Annotated in this window: 21 protein-coding genes; 6 read left to right on the top strand and 15 right to left on the bottom strand. The window is 37.4% G+C overall.

All coding sequences use genetic code 11. The features are described 5' to 3' along the window. The first annotated feature begins 104 nt into the window (after positions 1-104). Entirely contained in the window at positions 105-1,025 is a 921-nt protein-coding gene (locus X953_RS09935) for an aldo/keto reductase (RefSeq protein ID WP_040955425.1), read from the top strand. 31 nt (positions 1,026-1,056) lie between these two features. On the opposite strand, the gene X953_RS09930 is transcribed toward X953_RS09935, so the two are convergent. The 4 genes from X953_RS09930 to X953_RS09915 form a co-directional block, all read right to left on the bottom strand. Continuing rightward, on the bottom strand, positions 1,057-1,380 hold the full coding sequence (locus X953_RS09930; protein WP_040955424.1) for an iron-sulfur cluster biosynthesis family protein: 324 nt from the start codon (positions 1,378-1,380) through the stop codon (positions 1,057-1,059). Between the two features lie 30 nt (positions 1,381-1,410). Further along, on the bottom strand, positions 1,411-2,208 hold the full coding sequence (locus X953_RS09925; RefSeq protein ID WP_040957073.1) for an SDR family oxidoreductase: 798 nt from the start codon (positions 2,206-2,208) through the stop codon (positions 1,411-1,413). Beyond that, complete coding sequence (locus tag X953_RS09920; RefSeq protein WP_040955423.1) at positions 2,195-3,157, bottom strand: MBL fold metallo-hydrolase; 963 nt, start codon at positions 3,155-3,157, stop codon at positions 2,195-2,197. The genes X953_RS09925 and X953_RS09920 overlap by 14 nt, the downstream gene beginning before the upstream one ends. A gap of 80 nt (positions 3,158-3,237) precedes the next feature. After that, positions 3,238-4,860, bottom strand: coding sequence for a M20/M25/M40 family metallo-hydrolase (locus X953_RS09915; protein ID WP_040955422.1), 1,623 nt, complete (start codon positions 4,858-4,860; stop codon positions 3,238-3,240). A gap of 68 nt (positions 4,861-4,928) precedes the next feature. Between X953_RS09915 and X953_RS09910 the strand changes: the two genes are divergently transcribed. From X953_RS09910 to X953_RS09895, 4 genes are all read left to right on the top strand, one after another. After that, entirely contained in the window at positions 4,929-5,657 is a 729-nt protein-coding gene (locus X953_RS09910; protein WP_040955421.1) for a glycerophosphodiester phosphodiesterase, read from the top strand. Positions 5,658-5,725: 68 nt separating this feature from the next. After that, positions 5,726-6,745: an NADPH dehydrogenase NamA gene (gene namA, locus X953_RS09905; RefSeq protein ID WP_040955420.1), complete on the top strand. Its 1,020-nt coding sequence runs from the start codon at positions 5,726-5,728 to the stop codon at positions 6,743-6,745. A gap of 20 nt (positions 6,746-6,765) precedes the next feature. Beyond that, positions 6,766-7,680, top strand: a complete 915-nt coding sequence (rnz, locus tag X953_RS09900) for a ribonuclease Z (protein WP_040955419.1) — start codon at positions 6,766-6,768, stop codon at positions 7,678-7,680. A gap of 24 nt (positions 7,681-7,704) precedes the next feature. After that, entirely contained in the window at positions 7,705-9,075 is a 1,371-nt protein-coding gene (locus X953_RS09895) for an aldehyde dehydrogenase (RefSeq protein ID WP_040955418.1), read from the top strand. 72 nt (positions 9,076-9,147) lie between these two features. Here X953_RS09895 and X953_RS09890 read toward each other — a convergent pair whose 3' ends face one another. The 5 genes from X953_RS09890 to X953_RS09870 all read right to left on the bottom strand — a co-directional run bounded on the left by X953_RS09890 (position 9,148) and on the right by X953_RS09870 (position 16,104). Continuing rightward, positions 9,148-10,401, bottom strand: a complete 1,254-nt coding sequence (locus tag X953_RS09890) for a DNA polymerase IV (protein WP_040955417.1) — start codon at positions 10,399-10,401, stop codon at positions 9,148-9,150. A 617-nt stretch (positions 10,402-11,018) separates the two neighbouring features. Next, positions 11,019-12,146 carry a M20/M25/M40 family metallo-hydrolase gene (locus X953_RS09885; protein ID WP_040955416.1) on the bottom strand — a complete coding sequence of 376 codons (1,128 nt, stop codon included), beginning with the start codon at positions 12,144-12,146 and terminating at the stop codon, positions 11,019-11,021. A gap of 33 nt (positions 12,147-12,179) precedes the next feature. Continuing rightward, positions 12,180-13,622 (bottom strand): acyl-CoA carboxylase subunit beta, encoded by a 1,443-nt coding sequence (locus X953_RS09880; RefSeq protein ID WP_040955415.1) that lies wholly within the window; start codon positions 13,620-13,622, stop codon positions 12,180-12,182. After that, positions 13,622-14,446 carry a methylmalonyl-CoA epimerase gene (gene mce, locus X953_RS09875; RefSeq protein ID WP_040955414.1) on the bottom strand — a complete coding sequence of 275 codons (825 nt, stop codon included), beginning with the start codon at positions 14,444-14,446 and terminating at the stop codon, positions 13,622-13,624. Before mce ends, X953_RS09880 begins: the two co-directional genes overlap by 1 nt. Before the next feature lie 14 nt (positions 14,447-14,460). Then, positions 14,461-16,104, bottom strand: coding sequence for a methylmalonyl-CoA mutase (locus X953_RS09870; RefSeq protein WP_040955413.1), 1,644 nt, complete (start codon positions 16,102-16,104; stop codon positions 14,461-14,463). Between the two features lie 113 nt (positions 16,105-16,217). On the opposite strand from X953_RS09870, the gene prli42 reads away from it, so the two are divergent. Next, positions 16,218-16,331: a stressosome-associated protein Prli42 gene (gene prli42, locus X953_RS19820; protein ID WP_156958479.1), complete on the top strand. Its 114-nt coding sequence runs from the start codon at positions 16,218-16,220 to the stop codon at positions 16,329-16,331. A gap of 31 nt (positions 16,332-16,362) precedes the next feature. Here prli42 and X953_RS09865 read toward each other — a convergent pair whose 3' ends face one another. The 6 genes from X953_RS09865 to lpdA form a co-directional block, all read right to left on the bottom strand. After that, on the bottom strand, positions 16,363-17,349 hold the full coding sequence (locus X953_RS09865) for an aromatic acid exporter family protein (RefSeq protein ID WP_040955412.1): 987 nt from the start codon (positions 17,347-17,349) through the stop codon (positions 16,363-16,365). 126 nt (positions 17,350-17,475) lie between these two features. Next, positions 17,476-17,907: a BrxA/BrxB family bacilliredoxin gene (locus X953_RS09860; RefSeq protein WP_040957072.1), complete on the bottom strand. Its 432-nt coding sequence runs from the start codon at positions 17,905-17,907 to the stop codon at positions 17,476-17,478. 224 nt (positions 17,908-18,131) lie between these two features. Beyond that, entirely contained in the window at positions 18,132-19,397 is a 1,266-nt protein-coding gene (locus tag X953_RS09855) for a dihydrolipoamide acetyltransferase family protein (RefSeq protein WP_040955411.1), read from the bottom strand. A gap of 41 nt (positions 19,398-19,438) precedes the next feature. Continuing rightward, positions 19,439-20,422 (bottom strand): alpha-ketoacid dehydrogenase subunit beta, encoded by a 984-nt coding sequence (locus tag X953_RS09850; protein ID WP_040955410.1) that lies wholly within the window; start codon positions 20,420-20,422, stop codon positions 19,439-19,441. A 17-nt stretch (positions 20,423-20,439) separates the two neighbouring features. Continuing rightward, a complete protein-coding gene (locus X953_RS09845) occupies positions 20,440-21,432 on the bottom strand; it encodes a thiamine pyrophosphate-dependent dehydrogenase E1 component subunit alpha (RefSeq protein ID WP_040955409.1) in 993 nt (330 codons plus the stop codon). 17 nt (positions 21,433-21,449) lie between these two features. Continuing rightward, positions 21,450-22,871, bottom strand: a complete 1,422-nt coding sequence (gene lpdA / locus X953_RS09840) for a dihydrolipoyl dehydrogenase (RefSeq protein WP_040955408.1) — start codon at positions 22,869-22,871, stop codon at positions 21,450-21,452. Positions 22,872-22,882: the final 11 nt, after the last annotated feature.

Below are 22,882 nucleotides of genomic sequence, written 5' to 3'. Positions count from 1 at the left end.
TATCTCTTTATTTTATTCTAGCATACTTATATATACCCAATTATAAATAGTTGTATTTCTTTATATTAATTCCTACAATAATATTAGGATTGGAGGTATGTAATGTGCAAAAAAATCGATTAGGCAAATCCGAATTAAATGTATCAGAACTAACTCTCGGTTGTATGTCACTCGGTCAAGAACAAAAGCAGGCAAAATATATTATTGATTTCGCATTAGATCATGGTATTAACCACTTAGATACTGCCGACTTATATGATTTTGGAAAAAATGAAGAAGTAGTAGGTAAAGCCATTAAAGGAAAACGTGACCAAATCGTTCTAACATCAAAAGTAGGTAACCATTTTAATAAGGAAGAAGGGAATTGGTATTGGGACCCTTCAGAAAAGCATATTACTGAAGGATTGAAAGATAGTCTTAAGCGACTGCAAACAGACTATATTGATTTTTATATGCTCCATGGAGGTACAATTGAGGACCCAATTGATGAAACTATCGAAGCCTTTGAGAATTTAAAAAGAGAAGGGTTGATTAGAGCCTATGGTATATCATCTATCCGCCCTAATGTTATAAAGGAGTATGTAAAACGTTCCAATATAGATGCTGTAATGATGCAGTACAACATTCTCGACCGAAGACCAGAAGAAGAAATACTCGACTTACTCCACTCCAATAATATTAGTGTTTTGGCAAGAGGCCCACTTGCAAAGGGGATGTTAAGTAATCATGCAGCTAAAGTGATTTCTCGAAAAGGCAGAGAAGGCTTTCTGGATTATAGCTTTGAAGAACTTACAAATATAAATCATGATCTGGCTACACTTAGTAATGAAACCTTCTCTTTAAACGAATTGGCATTAAAATACACACTAAAACACCCAGCCATCGCAAGTGCAGTATTTGGTGCAAGCTCCGTTGAGCAGGTTGAAGAAAATATTGTGAACTACCGTCCAGATCCATTATCAGATGAATTATACTCGAAGATTAAGAATATAAGTAAGCCAATCGTTTATTCTGCTCATAGATAAAGCGGCAAAGGGGGGTCTCCCCCTTCATTGCTTATCCATTAAGAACTCGTCTATCCGGCAAAAAAGGATTTAATATACCCTCGGGACTTGTTAACCGAAACATTCCGTTCACCACAGTCAATTTCATCTTATCAGAAAAAAATGTCGCTTGTTGCTCTTCCATTACAGTCTTATATTCCTCATTTTCTATCTCGATGTAATTATTAGGGAGACGATTAATAAAGCGGATCATTGGGATCCCATTAACGCCGCAGCCACAACCTTCCGTATCATACCATAACAATAAATACGGAGCGTTCATTTTATTTATTTCTTTAAGTTTTTTCTTAGCTACTGGACTAATTTCTAGTTTCACCCTCTTGGTCCCTCCCAGCACTTCATTTTTTTACTTTTTATTAAACTGCCTCTTTAAAAGTCTTTCCATAAGACCAGGAAATATATGATATAGTCTGCTACCCATCTCCATCCATACTGGTAGGTTTATTTCCCGTTTACGTTTAAATAAAACACCAACGACCCTACTTGCTACATAATCTGGATCTAACATGTACTTCTCCACACTCTTCTGGTAGCTTCCCTCTGGATCAGCCTTCGTAAAAAAATTCGTTTTAACTGGTCCCAGATTAATGGATGTGACATGAATTCGGTGTTCTTTTGTTTCTAATCGCAGGCCATTGGTATAACCGATTACCGCATGCTTTGTTGCTGCATAAACTGCTGATTTGGGTGTAGCAATTTTACCTGCCTGTGATGCGATATTAATAATATGTCCTTGACCATGCTCAATAAAGTGAGGTAAAAATAACTGAGTAAGCTTAATAACTGTATTAACATTCAAAAATAACATTTCCTCTATTTCCTGCCAGCTAGTATCCTTAATATATTTAAAGTACCCTAAGCCTGCGTTATTAATTAACCCATGTACCTGTTTTTGCTCTTTAATAATTCTGTCTGCAAGCAATTCTAATTCCTGTATGTCAGTTAAATTAATTTTATACACAGCACTATTAATATGATAATCTCTCTTAATAGAATGTTGTATCTTATCCAGCTTCTCCTTAGACCTTGCCAACATAATTGGAATCCCGCCATTTAAAGCAACATGTCTGACAATTTGTTCTCCAATGCCGCTCGAAGCGCCTGTAACAATAATTTTTTTATTTGTTAGTTTATTTTGCTTCATAAACATATTGCCCATTAACTAAGTCATTTTTCACTAAACCTTCATTTTCTAAATAATCAAGCTGTCCGATAGTTTCTGACATAGTCAAACCAATCTGCTTTTCATATTGTTTTGGGAAAAGCTCCTTACATATTTGATAAGGAGAAGCAGGCTCCTTTTTTAGAAATTGATACACTTTACCTGCTCGTTGTTCCTGCCTCGATAATTGATGGTCCACTACTTCATCTACATTGGAAAATATTGGACCATGACCCGGCAAAACAGTCCGAATACGTAACTCTTTACATTTGATTAGATTAGACCTAAACTGCAGCAAGGATTTCGAACGATCATTTTGCCCTTCATGTGGTGGTTCAATGAGTGGATTTGGAGAGATATGCTGTAACAAATGGTCTCCTCCTATAAATATGCCATCTTGTTCTCTTAGAAATGATAAATGACTTTGTGCATGTCCCTTGGTTTCAATTACACTCCAATCTTCATGTCCTGGTAGCTTTTGGCCTTGATCAATAAATTCAGTTAACTCTCCTCTGCCAAAATACTCAAAGGCTAACCGCTCCTTATCCAGTTCAGAATGAAAATAGTCAGGTACTCCGTTTACATGAAAGCAAGTTCTAAAGAATTCAATATAATTGTCAATGAATCCTTCATTCCTAATTAGAAAGGGGTTTATATACTTGTGACCAACAACACTTTTCAGCCGTGGAAATTCTTCAATTAACCCTATATGGTCAGGATGGTGGTGAGTTAATATAATTTGTTCAATGTCATTTGGTGTATAGTTTAATTGCTTTAACTGACTCGTCAGTGCTTCCCAAGCTTCCTTCGTCTTTACCCCCACATCTACCAATGACAGCGTATCTCCCTTCAAAAGATATACATGTGTATCCCCAACTGCAAAAGGTGTAGGAATGGTGATTTGGCTAATATTCTTATCAATAAGCTTCATTTATAATCCTCCAAAACTGAATATCCATTCATTTTATAATTAATTTTACATCTTTTAAAGGAGATTGTCACAGTTTAATGTTATTTTTTTAATAATTGCTTTATTGCTTCAGCCACAATATCAGGTAGTGCTCCAAAGCTGTATGATAATTCAAGCCGTTCTGTCCACTGATGTGCATCTTTACCAAGGGGGCCAATATTTAAAATGGGCATAGTTAATTTTTCCATAATATCACTCGGAAAAGTGAAACCATTATTTTGCAATGGCATATTAACAGTTAACTGATCCAACTTCCCTTTGGATGACACAGGGCCAATAAAGCTCAAATCGGATAAACCAGTAAAAAATTCGGACACAGTCAATGAAAAATTATACTTGTCGGCTACGTAATTCTTCACATAATCCATAACTTCGCGAATATTCTTGTCTTGGTGGGAAGATACCGCTGGATAAAATGGAGGACTGTAAAACAAGACTATGAGTGGGGTGAGGTCCTTACACATTGCTGCCAACTCTTGGACAAGCAAGGTAGAAAAATCCCTGTCCCCTTGTTCTCTCTGATTTACCAATAAATTTTGTATTCTATCTATCTCTTCTTGACCGAATCGCTTAACCGCTTCCTTGTATAATTCTTCATACATCATTACATGCACTTTTGAGTAAGACATACTAAAATCAGATGCCATAGAAGCATACTTTTCCGCTTTTTCATTAACGTGTGTCTCTATATTTTTTGCAGCTTTTTTAGCACTATCAAGTAATTTTTCATTTAAATCGTTAAAGGATTGCTGAAGGTATAAAACATTATACATAGAAACAGCAGCTTGCGGCGTTTGTACTGAATATTCTTCTTTCAAATCTCTTTGCATAAGACTCACAGGTGGTGGAGTTACTTCATCCCCCGCTTTCTCAATAAATGACTCGTTTAACTCAAGCTGCTGGGATAGAAAGCTATTCATAAGATTCGGATTTATTCCGGCAAAAGGCTCTCCTACATGGGACTCTTTTCCATAACAATAAAACCCAGGAAGCACCTTTCCGATTGAACCAGTATACACATAATAAGAAGGATCACCAGGATACTTACTAAACATAGGCTCTCCATTCAAACAGGCATTAAACTCAAGGTTTTCCTGTTCCTTTAATTGATTTAAAACTGGTAAAGCAGTTAACATACCTTTTGAGTTCACTTCTTCATCTGGCACAGTAAGAAGTAAAATGTTGCCATTAAACTCACCATTCATAGCCCTTTCAAGCATAGACAAATGTATGGATAAGCCTGCCTTCATATCCATAGTACCTCTGCCAAACAACCATTCTCCCTGTTTAAGATCTTTTTGCACTTGTGATGGTAATTGTTCGTAAATCTTATTCATTTCCTTTGTAAGTTCCTTTGGCCGGAATGCTAAATTTTCTAACGATCCATAATCCTCTGTTCCAACTACATCAAAATGGCTTAGTAAAATTATTGTTTCTTTTGTATTAGAATCTCCCTTTACAAGTGCAGTTAGCAAATGCCTGCCATCATCCAATGGATGTAAATTTAAGTGGTTGAAATTTGATTGGAAATAGGGCTTTTCTGCTAATATATGATGTAGATATTCTGCCAAGGCTATTTCCGCATTCGTACCTGTTACACTTTGATAATGTGCAAGTGAACAAAGTAATTCAGTTAACTGTTCCTTTGATTGCCAACTTTTCATCATTATTCCTCCTGTACAAATTGACTTTTACAACTAAATAAAACACAATCATAGGAGAGGTGAATCCATTGAAAACAGAAATTTATGCTCATCGTGGCTCGAGTCTACAAGCACCTGAAAATACAATGGCCGCTTTTCAATTAGCCTTTCAACAAGGTGCACAAGGCATAGAAACAGATGTTCAGCTTACAAAAGATAATATCCCTGTACTTATTCATGATGAGCGTGTTAATCGTACAACGGACGGAAAAGGGTATGTTAAGGACTATACGTTTAAACAACTAAAACAACTGGATGCCGGTGCTTGGTTCAGTACGGAATTTGCAGGTGCCACCATCCCCTCTCTAGAAGAGTTCCTCAAATGGATCGGTGGAAAACCTCTTACTTTAAATATTGAATTAAAAAACAATAAAATAGATTATAAGAATATGGAAACTATTGTGTATGATTTGCTGCGTTCCTATGATTTATTAGATCGTACCATACTATCAACCTTTAATCCAAACAGCGTACAACGCTTAAGAAGGATCTCTCAACATCTAAACTGTGCATTATTAAGATCGAGAAAAAAAAGGCAGCTTATCAGCTATGCTAAAGAACTTGGTGCAAACGCCATTCATATAAAATACCGGTTATTATCTAAGTCACTTGTTCAACAATGTAAACAGCAAAGGTTACACATTAGAGTCTATACGGTAAACCATCCTAAACAAATATTGCGTTGTCTTGATCTTGATGTTAATGGAATTATTACAGATGTACCAAACATTGCAATAAGCTATTCAAGAAAAGTGTAAGTAAGTTGCTTAATGGTTGACGGCTTTCCAAGAAAAATTGGCTACTAACTATCTAACAGGAGGAAGTAATGATGACAAAATTGTTCTCACCGATTAATTTTAAAAAAATCACACTAAAAAACCGAATTGTTATGTCTCCTATGTGTATGTATTCCTGCTTCAATGAAGACGGCATGATCACACCCTTCCATACCACCCATTACGTATCAAGAGCGATGGGGCAAATAGGTTTAGTAATGACAGAAGCTGCTGCTGTGCTACCAGAGGGGCGTATTTCTCCCCAAGACTTAGGGATCTGGAATGATGAGCATATTGCAGGTTTATCCTATTTAAATGATCAAATTCACCAAGCTGGAAGTAAATCAGCTATACAGCTTGCACATGCTGGCAGGAAAGCACAAGTGGATACGCCAATATATTCAGCGTCAGCGTTGGCTTTTGATGCGTCATATAAGAAGCCACAGCAAATGACATGGCAAAATATTAGGGAAGTGGTATCTGCTTTCCGCGATGCTGCTATTAGAGCTGTTAAAGCTAATTTTGATATTATAGAAATACATGCTGCGCATGGATATCTAATTAATCAGTTTTTATCCCCCCTAACAAATAAAAGAACAGACAATTATGGTGGTAGTAGAGAGAATAGATATCGACTATTAAAAGAAATTGTCACAGATATAAAAGAAGTTTGGGAAGGTCCGATCTTTGTCAGACTTTCTACAGACGAATACCATGAGGAGGGAAACGCGCTTGCTGATATTTTATATTTTTCAAAAATGCTAAAAGAGCAAGGTGTTGATCTAATTGATTGTAGCTCAGGCGGTGTAATCCCTGCTAAAATTCATACATATCCAGGCTACCAATTAAAACGCTGTGAAATAATTAAACAAGAAGCAGATATAAAAACTGGTGCTGTCGGACTGATCACAACTGGTTTACATGCAGAGGAAATTCTTCAAAACGAACGTGCAGATCTTGTTTTTATTGGCCGAGCTTTACTTCGCAATCCATACTGGGCCAAAAAAGCTGCTGATGAAATCGATTATGAAATAGAAGCACCGCAACAATATAAGCGCGGTTGGTTTTAAGTATAACGGAGGACTAAATTATGGAATTAATATTTCTTGGAACAGGTGCAGGGCTTCCCTCAAAAGAACGCAACGTCTCATCGGTTGCACTTACTTTATTACAGGAACAAAATAATATCTGGCTTTTTGATTGTGGCGAGGCTACACAGCATCAAATTCTGCGCACATCGATCAAACCTAAAAAAATAAATAAAATCTTCATTACACATTTACACGGTGACCATATTTTTGGTTTACCTGGCTTATTAAGCAGCAGGTCTTTTCAAGGTGGTGAGGAATTGCTCACTATCTATGGACCTAAGGGTATTAAAGAGTATGTCAACACATCCTTAGAGCTTAGCTGTACGCATCTTACCTATCCAATTAATGTAGTAGAGCTATCTGAGGGCAAGCTTTATGAGGATGATCAATTTGTTGTAGAAACAAAACAACTTGACCACGGTCTCCCAAGCTTTGGGTTCCGAATAATAGAAAAAGATAAACCCGGGGAATTGTTAGTGAACAAATTAAAAGAAATAGGTGTTATGCCAGGCCCCATTTATAAACAAATTAAAGAAAATAGTAAAGTAAAGCTTTCCAATGACCAATATATTTATCGTAAGGATTTTATAGGTGAAGATAAAAAAGGAAGAATTATTAGCATACTGGGGGACACCCGCTTTACACACGTTAATAGTACCTTTGTAAAGGATTCAGATGTATTGGTGCATGAAGCTACTTTTGGCGAAGCATTACAAGAACTTGCAGAAAAATACTATCACTCCACTACCGAACAAGCAGCACAGCTTGCTAAAGCCAGTAATTGTACAAAACTAATATTAACTCATCTTTCATCTCGTTATCAATCGGACGATATTGAGAATTTGCTTAATGAAGCCAGGAGAATATTCCCTAATACGGAAATAGCTGATGATTTTACTCATATAAATATATAGATAACTAAAAAGGGAGAGCTTTTAATGGAACAGTATTCATCTATGATAGCTAACCAACGTACTTTTTTTAAAAACGGAAACACGCTGGAATTTAATTTTCGCAAAAAACAATTACAAAAATTAAAAGACATGCTTAAAAACTATGAAGATGCAATCTACCAAGCTTTAAAGGCAGATTTAAATAAATCGGAACATGAAGTTCTGACAACGGAACTTGGTATCCTTTATACAGAAATTGATTTTGCCATAAAGCACCTGAAAGAATGGATGGAACCTATTAACGTACATGCCCCGATGACGCATAAAGGAACCAAAAATCTTATCATGAAGGAACCATTTGGTGTAATTTTAATTATGGCTCCATGGAATTATCCACTACAACTTGCTCTAGCACCAGTAATAGGCGCCATTGCTGCTGGTAACTGTATCGTTATTAAACCTTCCGAATATGCTACTGCGACCTCTGCGTTGCTGGAGGAAATGATTGATGACACTTTTGACCCTTCTTTCATTAGGGTGATTCAAGGTGATAAGGATATTAGTGAGCAATTATTAGAGCAGCGTTTCGATTATATATTTTTTACTGGTAGTTCTTCTGTGGGAAAGATAGTTATGAGAAAAGCAAGTGAGCATCTAACTCCTGTTACGCTAGAACTAGGAGGAAAAAGCCCGGTGATCGTAGATAAAGATGCAAATATAAATCTTGCGGCAAAAAGAATTGTCTGGGGAAAATATACAAATGCGGGCCAAACGTGTGTTGCGCCGGATTATCTATATGTTCATGAAAAAGTTAAATTTAAATTAATGAAAGCAATGAAGAAACAGATTAAAGAATTATTCGGTAAGCAACCATTACGAAATAATGAATATACCCGAATTATTAACCAATTTCACTTTGAAAGGCTAAAAGGATTACTAACTAATGGCAGCATTCTTCATGGAGGTGTTTCAGACAGTGATACACTAACCATTGAACCAACTATTTTGGATAAAATAACGTGGGACGATCCGATAATGGAAGAAGAAATTTTTGGACCTATTCTTCCTGTGTTGACCTTCAGTTCAATTGAGAATGCAGTAGAGGTAATTAAAAATAACCAAAAACCATTAGCTCTTTATTATTTTGGGGAAAACGATAAAATGGCTCCTCAGGTTATTCAGTATCTCTCTTTTGGTGGGGGAAGTATTAACGATACGTTTTATCACTTAGGAAATCCCTATTTACCTTTTGGTGGGGTCGGAAATAGTGGGATGGGTTCATATCATGGAAAATACAGCTTTGAAACTTTTTCCCATAAAAAGAGTATTATGAAGCAGACAACTAAATTCGATCTGCCATTTCGTTACCCCGGGAGTAAAATTTCTCACTCCATTGTAAAAAAGTTTATGAGCTGACATCAAACGATCCCTTTAGTACAAAAGCGCAAGTGCTAAGAAACTCACACGTTATCTGTATGTGTGAGTTTCTTAACGCTTATAGTCATCAAGGAAATCCTTTTGAAAACTAGTAGTAGGATTTTCTTTTTCTTTATTAATGCTATTGTCCCATTTCTTGAAAACATCTTTACCGTATTTCTGGGACAACTCATCAATAGCTGTATACAATTTTTCATTTTGTGCTTCTTTTTCATATGTGAATAGATCCAATTGCTTTGCAATGCTCTGTTTTTCTTGTATATCCTGTACAGTAATTCCAAGGAGACGAATAGGTTCCTCATTCCAATGATGTTCAAGGAGTTCTGTGGCAAAATATAAGATATCTTCTTTATTATCTATAAACATTTGTAATTTTTTACTTCTTGTTACCGTTTTTCGATCTGCATAACGGATCATTAGTTGAATACTTTGCCCTGCTGCTTGCTTCCTTTTTAATCTTCTCTCTACATTTGTTGCCAGTACGACCATCAACTTTTTAATTTCTTCTTCCTCTGTTGTATCGTGAGGTAAAGTTTGCGAACTGCCGATACTCTTAAAATCGTAGATGGCGTCTGGGTCCACACTCCGTATGTCATTCCCATTAGCTCTGTTATTTAGTCGCTCACCATTAATACCAAGAACTTGTTTTAGCTCATAAACATCTTTTTTAGCCAAATCTCCGATCGTGTGAATCGCCATTTTTTTTAGTTTTTCAGCGGTTTTATTACCAACGCCATACATCTCTTCTATTGGAAGTGGCCAGAGAGCAGTACTTAGTTCTCTTTTTCGAAGAACGGTAATCCCCATAGGCTTTTTCATATCTGAAGCCATTTTAGCTAAAAATTTATTTGGCGCGATACCTATACTACAAGGGAGATCAAGTTCATGTAATATGCGCTTTTGAATGTTTTCTGCAAGTTCAATAGCCTTTTTTGGAGGCCCACAGTCTGTTACATCCATATATCCTTCATCAATGGAGACTGGTTGTACTATTGGGGTTATTTCTGAAAGGATTTTAAACATTGCTTTGGAGGCGGCGCGATATCGTTCAAAATTCGGCCTTAAGACTACAAGTTCTGGACATAACCTTCTTGCCTGCCAAAGTGGCATTGTTGTTTTTACACCTTTAGCTCTTGCTTCATAGCTGCTCGTCACAATAATCCCTTTTCTTTCTTCAGGATTTCCAGCAATAGCTAATGCTTTTCCTTTTAAATCACTATCATAGGCCATTTCTACTGATGCATAAAAACAATTCATATCAATATGGAAAATTACTCTTCTTTTATTCTGATGTTCAAATACCATACGTATACATCCCTTTTATCTTTCATTACTCCTCATTATACCAGAACAAAAGCGGCTAGGTCTTGTTGTAAAACTACGTACATAATAAGGACACAGATACCTTTAACTCTTGCAAAAGGTTATACCGCAATTGTTGAGGTACAAACATATTTTGTTTATTCATAGTTGGAGGAAAATGCGAACTAAAGTATATTTTATTTTAAGGAAGCGGATGGACCCATTGATTTACGCTGCAGGGGGACGCTTTCCACCGGCATGGCTTCAGCCGCTTCCTTCGCTACGCTACGTCCAGGGTCTTCAGCTCATGCTATTCCGGTAGGAGTCGCCCCCTTCCGCTCCAATCAATTTGTATCTGCTTTGTACCATAAAAAACGGGTTATTATCTAACCACTTTACCAGTGAAGGAAAAACACGAAGACTCCTGTGGGAAAAGCAACAGCTGAAGCGTTGCCCACGGAAAGCGAAGTGTATTTTCCGAAACGGTCATGTTCAAACAACCAAGTTATGTCGCAGTATATCTATTTTCCGACGCATTGAATACCTCAACATGTATAGTTGAAAGTGCAAAAAAGTCCTACAGGTAATAAACACCTGATAGGACTTTTTATTAATACAAGTTAATTAGATGCAACCTCTTCAATGATTGCAGTTACAAGCTCTGTCACTTTCACAAGCTCTTCTACAGGAATGCGTTCATTGGTTGTATGAATTTCTTCATATCCGACAGCGAGATTTACAGTCGGTATACCGTGTCCTGCTATTATGTTAGCGTCACTTCCGCCGCCACTTTTTAATAACTTGCTCTCTCTACCAATTTTTCTAGCAGCACTCCTGGCAATTTCCACTACTTGATCACCAGCCTGGTGCTTAAACCCTGGATACATGACTTTGACCTCAACTTCCGCAGACCCTCCCATTTCTTCCGCCACGGTAATAAAGGTCTGTTTCATTTTTTCAACTTGTTCTTCCATTTTTTCAGGGACAAGTGATCTGGCTTCAGCTAAGATTTCTACATGGTCCACAACAATATTTGTTTGTTTTCCACCTTCAAACCGACCAATATTTGCTGTAGTGTCTTCATCAATACGACCTAATGGCATACGGGAAATGGCTTTAGAAGCAATCGTAATAGCAGAAACTCCCTTTTCAGGGGCAACTCCAGCATGGGCAGTTTTTCCTTTAATTACAGCAAATAATTTCGCTTGCGTAGGAGCAGCTACAATAATATCTCCAACATCTCCATTGCTATCTAGAGCATAACCATAATCAGCTTTGAGAAGGGAACGATCTAAAGCTTTAGCTCCAACTAAACCTGATTCTTCCCCAACAGTAATGATAAATTGTATATCGCCGTGCTCCAATTTATTTTCTTGTAACACCCGAATTGCTTCTAAAATAGCAGCAAGCCCTGCTTTATCATCTGCGCCTAAAATAGTTGTTCCGTCAGACACTATATAGCCGTCTTTAATGGAAGGTTTAATGCTTTTTCCTGGAACTACTGTATCCATATGTGAAGTAAAATAAATACAGTCAGTAGCATCTTTATTTCCTTTTAGTAAACAGATAAGGTTACCAGCTCCATGGCCAGTTTTGGAAATACTCTCATCTTCATATACTTCCACACCTAAATCTGTCAATTTTTGTTTTAGAACTTTTGCGATTAATGCTTCGTGTTTTGTCTCCGAATCCACCTTCACCAATTCTATAAACTCATTTACTAATCTCTCTTTGTTTACTAATGTCATTCAAGTTCCTCCAGTGTACAATTATTAATGCTTTTATAGTGGAATATTTCCGTGCTTCTTCATTGGTCTTTCTTCCTTCTTATTATAGAGCATTTCTAGTGCCTGAATCAATTTTATCCGCGTCTCTCTTGGATCGATGACATCGTCAACCATCCCCAACCCTGCAGCCCCATCAGGCCCCATTACAGCAATCTCTGCGTTTGGCCAAGCATAGACTAAATCAGCACCTATTGATTTACTATTTAATGCTACATAAGCTCCACCATATGCTTTTCTAATGATTACAGTTATCTTGGGCACAGTTGCTTCTGAATAGGCATAAAGAATTTTAGCTCCATGTCGGATGATACCTCCATGTTCCTGTTTAACACCAGGGAAGAAACCTGTAACATCTTCAAAAGTTACTAATGGAATATTAAATGAATCACAAAATCTAATAAACCTGGCTGCTTTATCACTTGAATCTATATCCAATCCGCCAGCTAAATATTTAGGTTGATTACATACCAAGCCTACTGTTTCCCCTTTAATTCTGGCAAATCCTACGACAATATTTTTTGCAAAATGCTTATGAATTTCATAGAAGCTATTCTTATCGGCAACTTGTTCAATTACATTTTTCACGTCATATGGGCTTCTAGCATTAAAAGGAACAATATCCGTTAGTTCCGGTCGTTCATCAGACTCTGTTTGCTCAACAGAAAGCTTTTCCGTTTTTTCCTCGTTATTTGCAGGTAAGTAAGAAATTAACCTTCGAACTGCATTCAAAGCTTCTTCTTCGTTTTTTGACTTAATATGGGCATTGCCGCTTTTCGCATTATGAATATGTGCCCCTCCTAAATCTTCCGAAGAAATCTTCTCACCAGTTACAGTTTCAATTACTTTTGGACCAGTAATAAACATTTGTGACGTTTCTTCAACCATAATTACAAAGTCGGTAATTGCCGGTGAATAAACAGCCCCACCAGCGCTCGGCCCCATAATAACAGATATTTGTGGAATTACACCGGAATAGATGGAGTTTCGATAAAACACTTGCCCATATCCATCTAACGAAGACACTCCCTCTTGTATTCTAGCTCCACCAGAGTCATTTAGCCCGATGAAAGGAACACCGTTCTTTGCGGCTAAGTCCATTACAGCAGCAATTTTTTTGCCGTGCATTTCTCCTAAAGCCCCACCATATACGGTAAAATCCTGTGCAAACAAATATATAGGTTTACCGGATATTTTCCCGTAACCTGTGACAACACCTTCCCCTTTAGCAGAATTACTGTTCATGCCAAAATCAGAAACTCGGTGTTCGATAAAAGGATTTAATTCAACAAAGCTGCCGTGATCCAGAAGATAATCGATCCTTTCCCTAGCTGTCATCTTTCCCTTGGCATGTTGCTTATCAATTTTTTCATCTCCGCCGCCTAGTTCCACTAATCTGCGTTTATCGTATAATTCATTAATTTTATCAAAAATATCCATCAGTCTTCACTCCTGCCTAAATGCTGACATAGTTCAAATAATACCCCGTTGGCAGATTTAGGGTGGATAAAGGCGATTTCGCTATGATCAGCACCTTTTTTTGGTTCATCATTAATTAGTTTAATACTTTCAGATTTATATTTTTTCAATCTATCATTTATATCATCTACTTCCAGTGCTATGTGATGAATTCCTTCTCCTTTTTTATCTAGAAATCCTTGAATTGGCGAATTCCCATCTAAAGGCTCTAGTAACTCAAACCGTGACTCCCCAATTTTCAAAAAGGCAACTTTAACACCTTCTGATTCTACTTTTTCAACACCCTCCAGAGTCAATCCTAAAGCTCCTGTATAAAATGGGAGTGCATGATCAATACTCTTTACCGCTATGCCTATATGAGCTATTTTCTTTGGTGGAACCATTTCTTTCGTACCAGGATCAATTAATTCCTGAATATAGTTCGCTAATGCTTCGGTTGATGAGCCACTTGTAAAAATATTTTTAATCCCTTTTTCCAGCAAAAAAGGGATATCTTCACTCGGTATGACTCCTCCTCCTATTACTGGAATGTCCTCAGCATCTCGCTTACTTAATTCTTCTAACACTTTAGGAAATAAGGTTTTATGAGCACCTGATAAGGATGATAAACCTATTACATCTACGTCCTCTTGAACAGCTGCTTGTGCAATCTGTGCAGGTGATTGGCGTAATCCTGTATAAATCACTTCCATACCGTGATCTCTTAATGCCTGAGATATTACTAACGCTCCTCGATCATGACCGTCCAAACCCGGTTTTGCTACTAATACACGAATTTTCCCCAATTTATATCTCCCCTTTATACCCCTGTATACTCACCAAATTCATCACGTAATACATTGCATATCTCTCCAAGAGTTGCATATGCCTTTACAGCAGCCAAAATATAAGGTATTAAATTACTATTTTTATTTTTTGCACTTTCTCTTAATCTTTCGAGAGTTTTTGAAACCTCATCCTGATTGCGTTCTTTTCGAATTTTTTTCAAGTTGTTAACTTGCTCCTTCTCAAGTTTCTCATCTACTTTAAGAAGGTCAGGATTTACTTCTTCATCCAATTGGAATTTATTTAGTCCAACAATTACTTCTTCTTCTTTTTCAATCTTTTTTTGTGTTTCATATGCGTTTTGATGTATTTCTCTTTGCATATAACCTTCTTCTACTGCTTGAACAGCACCGCCTATTTCAGAGATTCGATCAAGATACTTATTAACTTCTTTCTCTATTTGATCTGTTAGTTCTTCTACATAGTAAGAACCTCCCATCGGATCAATTGTATCAGCGACACCGCTTTCATTTGCGATTATTTGTTGTGTTCGTAAGGCAATTCTAGCAGAGCTTTCTGTAGGTAGTGAGAGTGCTTCATCACGGGAGTTTGTATGTAGGCTTTGCGTTCCCCCCATAACTGCTGCCAGAGCTTGTAATGTAACCCTAACAATGTTGTTATCCGGTTGCTGGGCGGTTAATGTCGACCCACCTGTTTGTGTATGAAAGCGCATTTTCCAACTTTTAGAATTTTTGGCTTTGTAGTGTTCTTTCATGATTTTTGCCCAAATTCTCCTAGCTGCACGAAACTTAGCTATTTCCTCAAAAAAGTTATTGTGTGCATTGAAGAAGAAAGATAAACGTGATGCAAATGTATCGATATCCAATCCGGATGCCAACGCTGCATCTACATATGCCATACCATTTGCTATCGTAAAAGCTACTTCTTGAACTGCGTTAGAACCAGCTTCCCTTATATGATAACCTGAAATACTAATTGTATTAAATTTCGGAACATGCTGTTGACAAAATTCGAATATATTCGTTATCAATCTCATAGAAGGTTTTGGTGGATAGATATAAGTCCCTCTGGCAATATATTCTTTTAAGATGTCATTTTGAATCGTCCCCGTTAATTTATCTAGAGACACACCTTGTTTCTCCCCTACAGCAATATACATGCATAATAGTACAGATGCTGGAGCATTTATTGTCATTGAAGTACTTACCTTATCCAGGGGAATCTGGTCTAATAATTGCTCCATGTCATGTAGTGTATCTATTGCTACACCAACTTTCCCGACTTCTCCTTCAGACATGACATCATCAGAATCATAGCCAATTTGAGTTGGCAAGTCAAAAGCTACAGATAGCCCGGTTTGCCCTTGGTCTAATAAATAACGGAATCGCTTATTTGTCTCCGTTGCGGAACCAAAGCCCGCATATTGTCTCATCGTCCAAAAACGGCTACGGTACATAGTGGGTTGGATTCCTCTTGTGTACGGGTATTGCCCCGGATAACCCAATTTATGTATTTCTTCATTGCTTTCATCAGAATATAGTCGCTTAACTTCCATATCAGAGGATGTTGTAAACTTCTCCTTCCTTTCAGGAAAGCGCTTTATTATAGACTCAACCTGATCATCCCATTTAGCTTTATTGTTAGTTGATTCTTTCATTTAGAAACCTCCATTCTTATAAAACGTTTATTTATTTCTATATTTAGTACTTGTCCAATCTCCTGTTTCACGATAGAATACAAATAGAATCAGGTACTAAAGGAGGACGAAACATGGCTGCAAAAAGAAAGTCAAAACGCGAACGCAGGGCTAAAGTTATTATTTACATTATGATTATTGCAATGGTTCTCTCTTCATTGACAGCTGGATTGTCGTTATTCATATAATAAAACAGAGCCGGATATGAAGGACTGGAGTTTACTCCAGTCTCTTTTTTATTTTGGATCTTTTGCTTGAAACATCACTTGATTTAAATTTCTTCTTTATCAGCAAATACTGTTCTATCTCATGCAGCAAACGAAATAAATTTGCTCTTGTTTCAAATTCCTCTCTGGAGGTAGGTAAATCTTCCTCATCAAAAGTTTTTCGCAATTCCTCCAGTTCTTCCAAATATAGAATTGCTGTGTTACCTGGATGGACTGCATTTGATAAACCTTCAAAAAAGTTTGCTATCTTCTCCGATATGGAATATTGTTTCGGTAATTTAGTTACAAGAGGTAACATGCGCTGTAATAACTCAAACTGTCTTTCTCGCATATTAAAATAATCCCTAAAAGGATGTCGATTTCGTAACAGATGATTCTCTTGATCTCTTTCTACTAAATCATGAGCTTCCTCTAGTAGTTCTTGTATTTTAGTAATTTCCTTACCGTCCCAATCAATATTTTCATTTCTTATGTATTGAGCTATTTCAAACAATACTACTTGAAAATTTTCTTCCAGTTGCATTTGTTTTTCAGTCAACTTTTTATCTAAACTTGGCATATACAAGTTCAGTAGCAGACCTATACCTACTCCAATAATAATAAGCAAAAATTGGTCAACTAGAAAAGAAATAGACATATAAGAGGCACTATATAAATTTAATATAATTACAGAACTTGTAGCGATCCCTTGCGTAATATTCAAATAAACAGTAGTTGGAATAAAAACAGCAAGCATAAGCCCAACAACTAGTGGATTGTAACCTATTGTTTCAAAAAATATAAATGAATAGATCGTTGCAATAATACAAGCTGAAAAACGATTCCAAGCACTTAAAAAGGATTGTTTTCTTGATGGTTGAATACATAATATAGTTAATATTCCTGCTGATACGAAGTTGGTAACACCTAATAACTGGGCAACTGAAATAGCTAGCGGAGTCCCAATTGCTGTTTTAATTGTGCGATAGCCAATCTTCACATTGTTTTTCCCCTTTTAAATAATCAAATGAATAAAATGAGACTGACCTAAGTAACCTAGAGACAGCCTCATGATTATTATTTTACCATATAGATACGGTATAATAATAAATTTCAGGTAATATAATTATACTTCTTTACAGTGATCATCAAAGATATTCTGCAGTTTTCCAATTACATCCATGGCGCTGAATCCTTCAATATCATGTCTTTCTAACATAGTTACAATTTCACCATCATTTAGGAAGGCAAAAGACGGTGAAGAAGGAGGATATCCCTCAAAATATTCACGTGCTTTTTCAGTAGCTTCACGATCTTGTCCTGCAAATACGGTAACAAGATGATCTGGTCTTTTATCATAATGAATGGCATTTGCTGCAGCTGGACGAGCTACACCACCAGCACAACCACACACAGAGTTAATCATCACAAGAGTCGTGCCTTGTCTGCTAAGAGCCTGATCAACTTCTTCGGGTGTTTTCAATTCCTCATAACCAGCTTCTCTTATATCCTGACGTGCAGCGTCCACTACATCATTCATAAATAAGTTGAAATCCATAGTAAGTACATCCCCTTCTTTCATAGTATTTGTAAAAACTAACAATAGCATATCAATTTTATTTCCAGAATTCAATTCTAAGTAGTTATACAACGATTGTAGTAGAACTGTTAATCAAAGAGCTATGTTAGCAAATTTACATTATATCTCAGCTACAAACTGTATAGATAATTAATGCTTAATTGTAATCTATACTCAATACAAGAAGTAATACCCTTCATTGCTTAGTATAAGCTGGTAGATGAATTCATATTTTCCAATATTTCTTTCACACGTGCTAAGAATTGTCCGCAAACCAATCCATCGAGGATTCGATGATCTAACGATAAGGAAAGGTTAACCATATCTCTTGCAGCAAACATGTCATTTACAATAACAGGTCGCTTAACTATAGATTCAACTTGAAGAATAGCTGCCTGAGGGTGATTAATAACTCCCATAGAATGGATAGAACCAAATGAGCCCGTATTATTCACAGTGAAGGTTCCTCCCTGCATATCCGAAGAAGTAAGCTTATTTGAGCGAGCTTTCACCGCTAGTTCGTATATGTCTCTAGCAATACCCTTTATACTTTTCTCGTCTGCATGCTTAATAACAGGTACAAATAATTCCTGATCTTTTGCTACGGCAATTGATAAATTTATATCTTTCCTCTGAATAATCTTATCTTCTGCCCAAGTACTGTTTAGTTGTGGATATTCTTTAAGAGCCTGAGCAACAGCTTTTACAAAGAAAGCAAAGAAGGTTAAACTGAAGCCTTCCTTCTGTTTAAAATCATTTTTCACTTTATTTCGGTATGTAACTAACTCTGTTACATCCACTTCAACCGTCATCCATGCATGGGGGATCTCCTGCGTTGAGCGCACCATATTTTGGGCGATAACTTTACGAACCCCTGTGACTGGTATTTCAATATCACCTGCTGCAGATGTTACTGATTGGTGTTGTTCAGGCTTCATTTTACTTTGTTCAGTTTTAGGATGATTTGCAGCACCTTCATTTGCTGTTGTGCTTTCTTGTGGAACATTACCTGATTTAATAATTTTCTCAATATCTTTTCTCGTAATTCTTCCCTGTCTGCCACTTCCCTTCACTTGTGACAAATCAATATCGTTTTCCTGAGCCATACGTAGCACTGCGGGAGAATATCGTTTTTTCATTGATGTATCAGTCTCGCTTTTTACTTCTTCACTACTTTCACGAACCGCTTTCTCAGGAGACTCTTCCTTAGCTACACCTGATTGACTCTCTTCCGTGTCGATATAGCACATTAATTCTCCTACTTCAATTGTCTGTCCCTCATCTGCCACAAGCTCTTTAATTGTGCCAGTAAATGAGGATGGAACCTCCGCATTCACTTTATCAGTCATTACTTCAGCGATTGGATCATATTTGTTCACTTTATCTCCTGGAGCAACCAACCAAGAACTAATCGTACCTTCAGTTACACTCTCACCTAATTGCGGCATGTTAATTTTCTCTTGGGCCATCCTTCTTTCCTCCTTCTAGTAAATATGCAAAGCATGATATTTTAAAATTCAGCTAGCTCTCGCATTGCTTTTTCTACTTTATCTGGATTAATCATAAAGAATTTCTCCATTGTTGGAGCATATGGCATAGAAGGAACATCAGGACCTGCTAAGCGACTGATTGGAGCGTCCAAATCAAATAAGCAATTTTCTGCAATAATTGCTGCCACCTCTCCAATAATACTTCCTTCTTTATTGTCTTCTGTAACCAATAAAACTTTACCAGTCTTTTTTGCTGCATCTATAATTGCTTCCTTATCTAGTGGGTAGACAGTTCTAAGGTCCAAAATATGTGTATCGATACCGTCTTCAGCAAGTTTTTCAGCAGCCTGTAAAGCAAAGTGGACACTTAATCCATAAGTGATGACAGTAATATCGGAACCATCCCGCTTGACATCTGCCTTCCCAATAGGTAATACATAATCCTCCTCAGGAACCTCTCCTTTAAGTAAACGATAGGCGCGTTTATGCTCAAAGAAAAGAACAGGGTCATTATCTCTAATAGCAGCCTTTAATAGTCCTTTCGCATCATAAGGAGTTGATGGCATTACAATCTTTAAGCCTGGTTGATTCGCAAAAATTGCCTCAACAGACTGGGAATGGTACAAAGCACCATGCACTCCTCCACCGTAAGGAGCTCTAATTGTAATGGGTACATTCCAGTCATTGTTTGAACGATATCTGATTTTTGCTGCTTCGGATATAATCTGGTTAACAGCTGGCATGATAAAATCTGCAAACTGCATTTCGGCAACTGGTCGCATACCGTACATTGCTGCACCTATACCAACTCCCGCAATAGCCGATTCAGCAAGAGGAGTATCCAATACCCGTGCTTCTCCGAATTCATCATAAAGTCCATCAGTTGCTCGGAACACACCGCCTTTTTTACCTACGTCCTCACCTAATATAAATACTTTTTCATCACGTTTCATTTCTTCTTTTAGAGCAGTAGTTATTGCTTGAATATAAGACATTACTGGCATATTATTTTACTCCCTCCTTACTCTTCATAAACAAATTTTAAAGCATCTTCCGGATTTGCATATGGAGCATTTTCTGCATAATCTGTTGCCTCGTTAACAACTGAACTGATTTCCTGGTTTAACTCTTTTTCAATTTCCTCTGTTAAAATACCTTCTTCTTTAAGATAGGCTGCAAAAGTAATAATGGAATCCTTTTGTTTAGCTTCTTCCACTTCATCACTTGCCCTGTATTGACGATCATCATCATCACTTGAATGGGCTGTTAAACGGTAAGAAACTGCCTCAATCAGTGACGGGCCCTCTCCTTTTACTGCACGTTCTCTTGCTTCTTTTACAGCTTTATATACAGCGAGGGGGTCGTTTCCATCAACCGTGATGCCAGGCATACCATATCCTTGGGCCCTGTCTGACACATTTTTACTTGCTATCTGCTTTTCAATCGGGACAGAAATTGCATATTTATTGTTTTCAACCATAGTGATAACAGGTAATTTATGAACACCGGCGAAATTTAACCCTTCATGAAAATCACCCTGATTGGATGATCCCTCTCCCAACGTTACAAACGATACAAAATCCTTTTTCTCCATTTTTGCAGCAAGTGCAACCCCAACAGCATGGGGAACTTGAGTTGTTACTGGTGAAGAACCAGTTAAAATTCTGTTTTTCTTTTGACCAAAATGCCCTGGCATTTGTCTCCCGCCTGAATTCGGATCCTCAGCTTTGGCAAAACCAGAGAGCATTAATTCGGTAGCAGTCATTCCGAAGGCAAGTACAACACCCATATCACGATAATATGGTGCCACATAATCTTTATCTCTATCTAAAGCAAAGGAAGCCCCTACTTGTGCAGCCTCCTGTCCTTGACAGGATATGACAAACGGAATTTTCCCGGCTCGATTTAATAACCACATTCTTTCATCTAATTTTCTGGCCAGTAGCATAGTCTTAAACATTTCCAGAACCTGGTCATCAGATAATCCTAATGCTTCATGACGTTCCTTAGACATACATCTCACTCCTTTAGTTATCCGTGAATTTGTTTTCCTTCCACTGCCAAGGCAGCTTCTCCCATTATCTCTGAAAGAGTTGGGTGTGGGTGGACTGTACTTGCTATTTCCCAAGGGGTGGCGTCTAACACTTTTGCCAAACCTGCTTCAGAAATCATGTCAGTTACATGTGGTCCTACCATGTGAACACCTAACAAATCATCTGTTTGTTTATCAGCAATTATTTTTACAAATCCATCTGAGTCACCATGCACAAGTGCTTTCCCTATCGCTTTAAACGGGAATTTACCGACTTTCGTTTGAAAGCCTGCTTCATTGGCTTGTTTTTCTGTTAGTCCAACGCTTGCTGCTTCAGGATTAGAATAGATACATGAAGGTATATTATTGTAATTAAGTGGTTCTGGGTTTTCATCGGCCATGTGTTCTACAGCAACAATTCCCTCATGGGAAGCAACATGTGCCAGTTGCATTCCACCTATTACGTCACCAATTGCGTAAATATGTGTCTCTTTTGTCTGATAGTAATCATTTGTCTTTATGAAGCCTTTATCCACTACAATATCCGTATTCTCCAATCCAATGTTCGTCGTATTAGCTTCACGTCCAACCGAAACAAGCATCTTGTCAGCATTAAACTCTTTCTTTTCCTCAGCAAGTTCTGCCTTAATGGAGACCATATTATTGATTTCAAGTGTATCAGGTAAGACTTTGGCATTTTTCACAAAGGTAATTCCCTTATTCTTTAACTGTTTCTCAACTTCCTTTGCAATCGCTTCATCCTCTGTAGGCAAAATATTTGCTAAGTATTCGATTACTGTAACTTTCACACCAAAATCAGCTAGCATCGATGCCCACTCAATTCCAATTACCCCACCACCTACAATAATTATGGAATCAGGTAATTCTTCCATCTGTAAAGCGTCATCAGAACTCATTACATATGTTCCATCCAACGTAAGTCCAGGCAAGGATTTAGGTCTTGAGCCTGTAGCAATTAGCACATTTTTAGGAACAATCATTGTGTTTTCATCACCATTTGCGTATTCAATGGAAATAGTTCCTGGCATAGGAGAGAAAATACTTGGACCCAGTATCCGACCATATCCCTCAAAAACATCTATCTTACCTTTTTTCATCAATCCTTTTACACCTTGATGCAGTATGCTCACAATGCTGTCTTTTCTTTCTTGTACTTTTGGAAAATTTAAAGTAGTGTTTTCTGTAGCTATACCAAATTCACCAGCTTGCTTTGTCTGTCGGTATACTTCTGCACTTCTTAGTAATGCTTTTGAAGGTATACATCCACGGTGCAGGCAAGTTCCGCCTAACTTTTCTTTTTCTACAACGGCTACCTGCATGCCAATTTGTGCAGCCCGTATAGCAGCAACGTAGCCGCCAGTTCCTCCGCCTAAAATAACTAAATCGTATTCCTTTGCCATACAAATTACAC

Source organism: Virgibacillus sp. SK37 (assembly GCF_000725285.1).
GTDB lineage: Bacteria > Bacillota > Bacilli > Bacillales > Amphibacillaceae > Virgibacillus_Q.
This window is presented reverse-complemented; position numbering and strand designations above follow the sequence as displayed.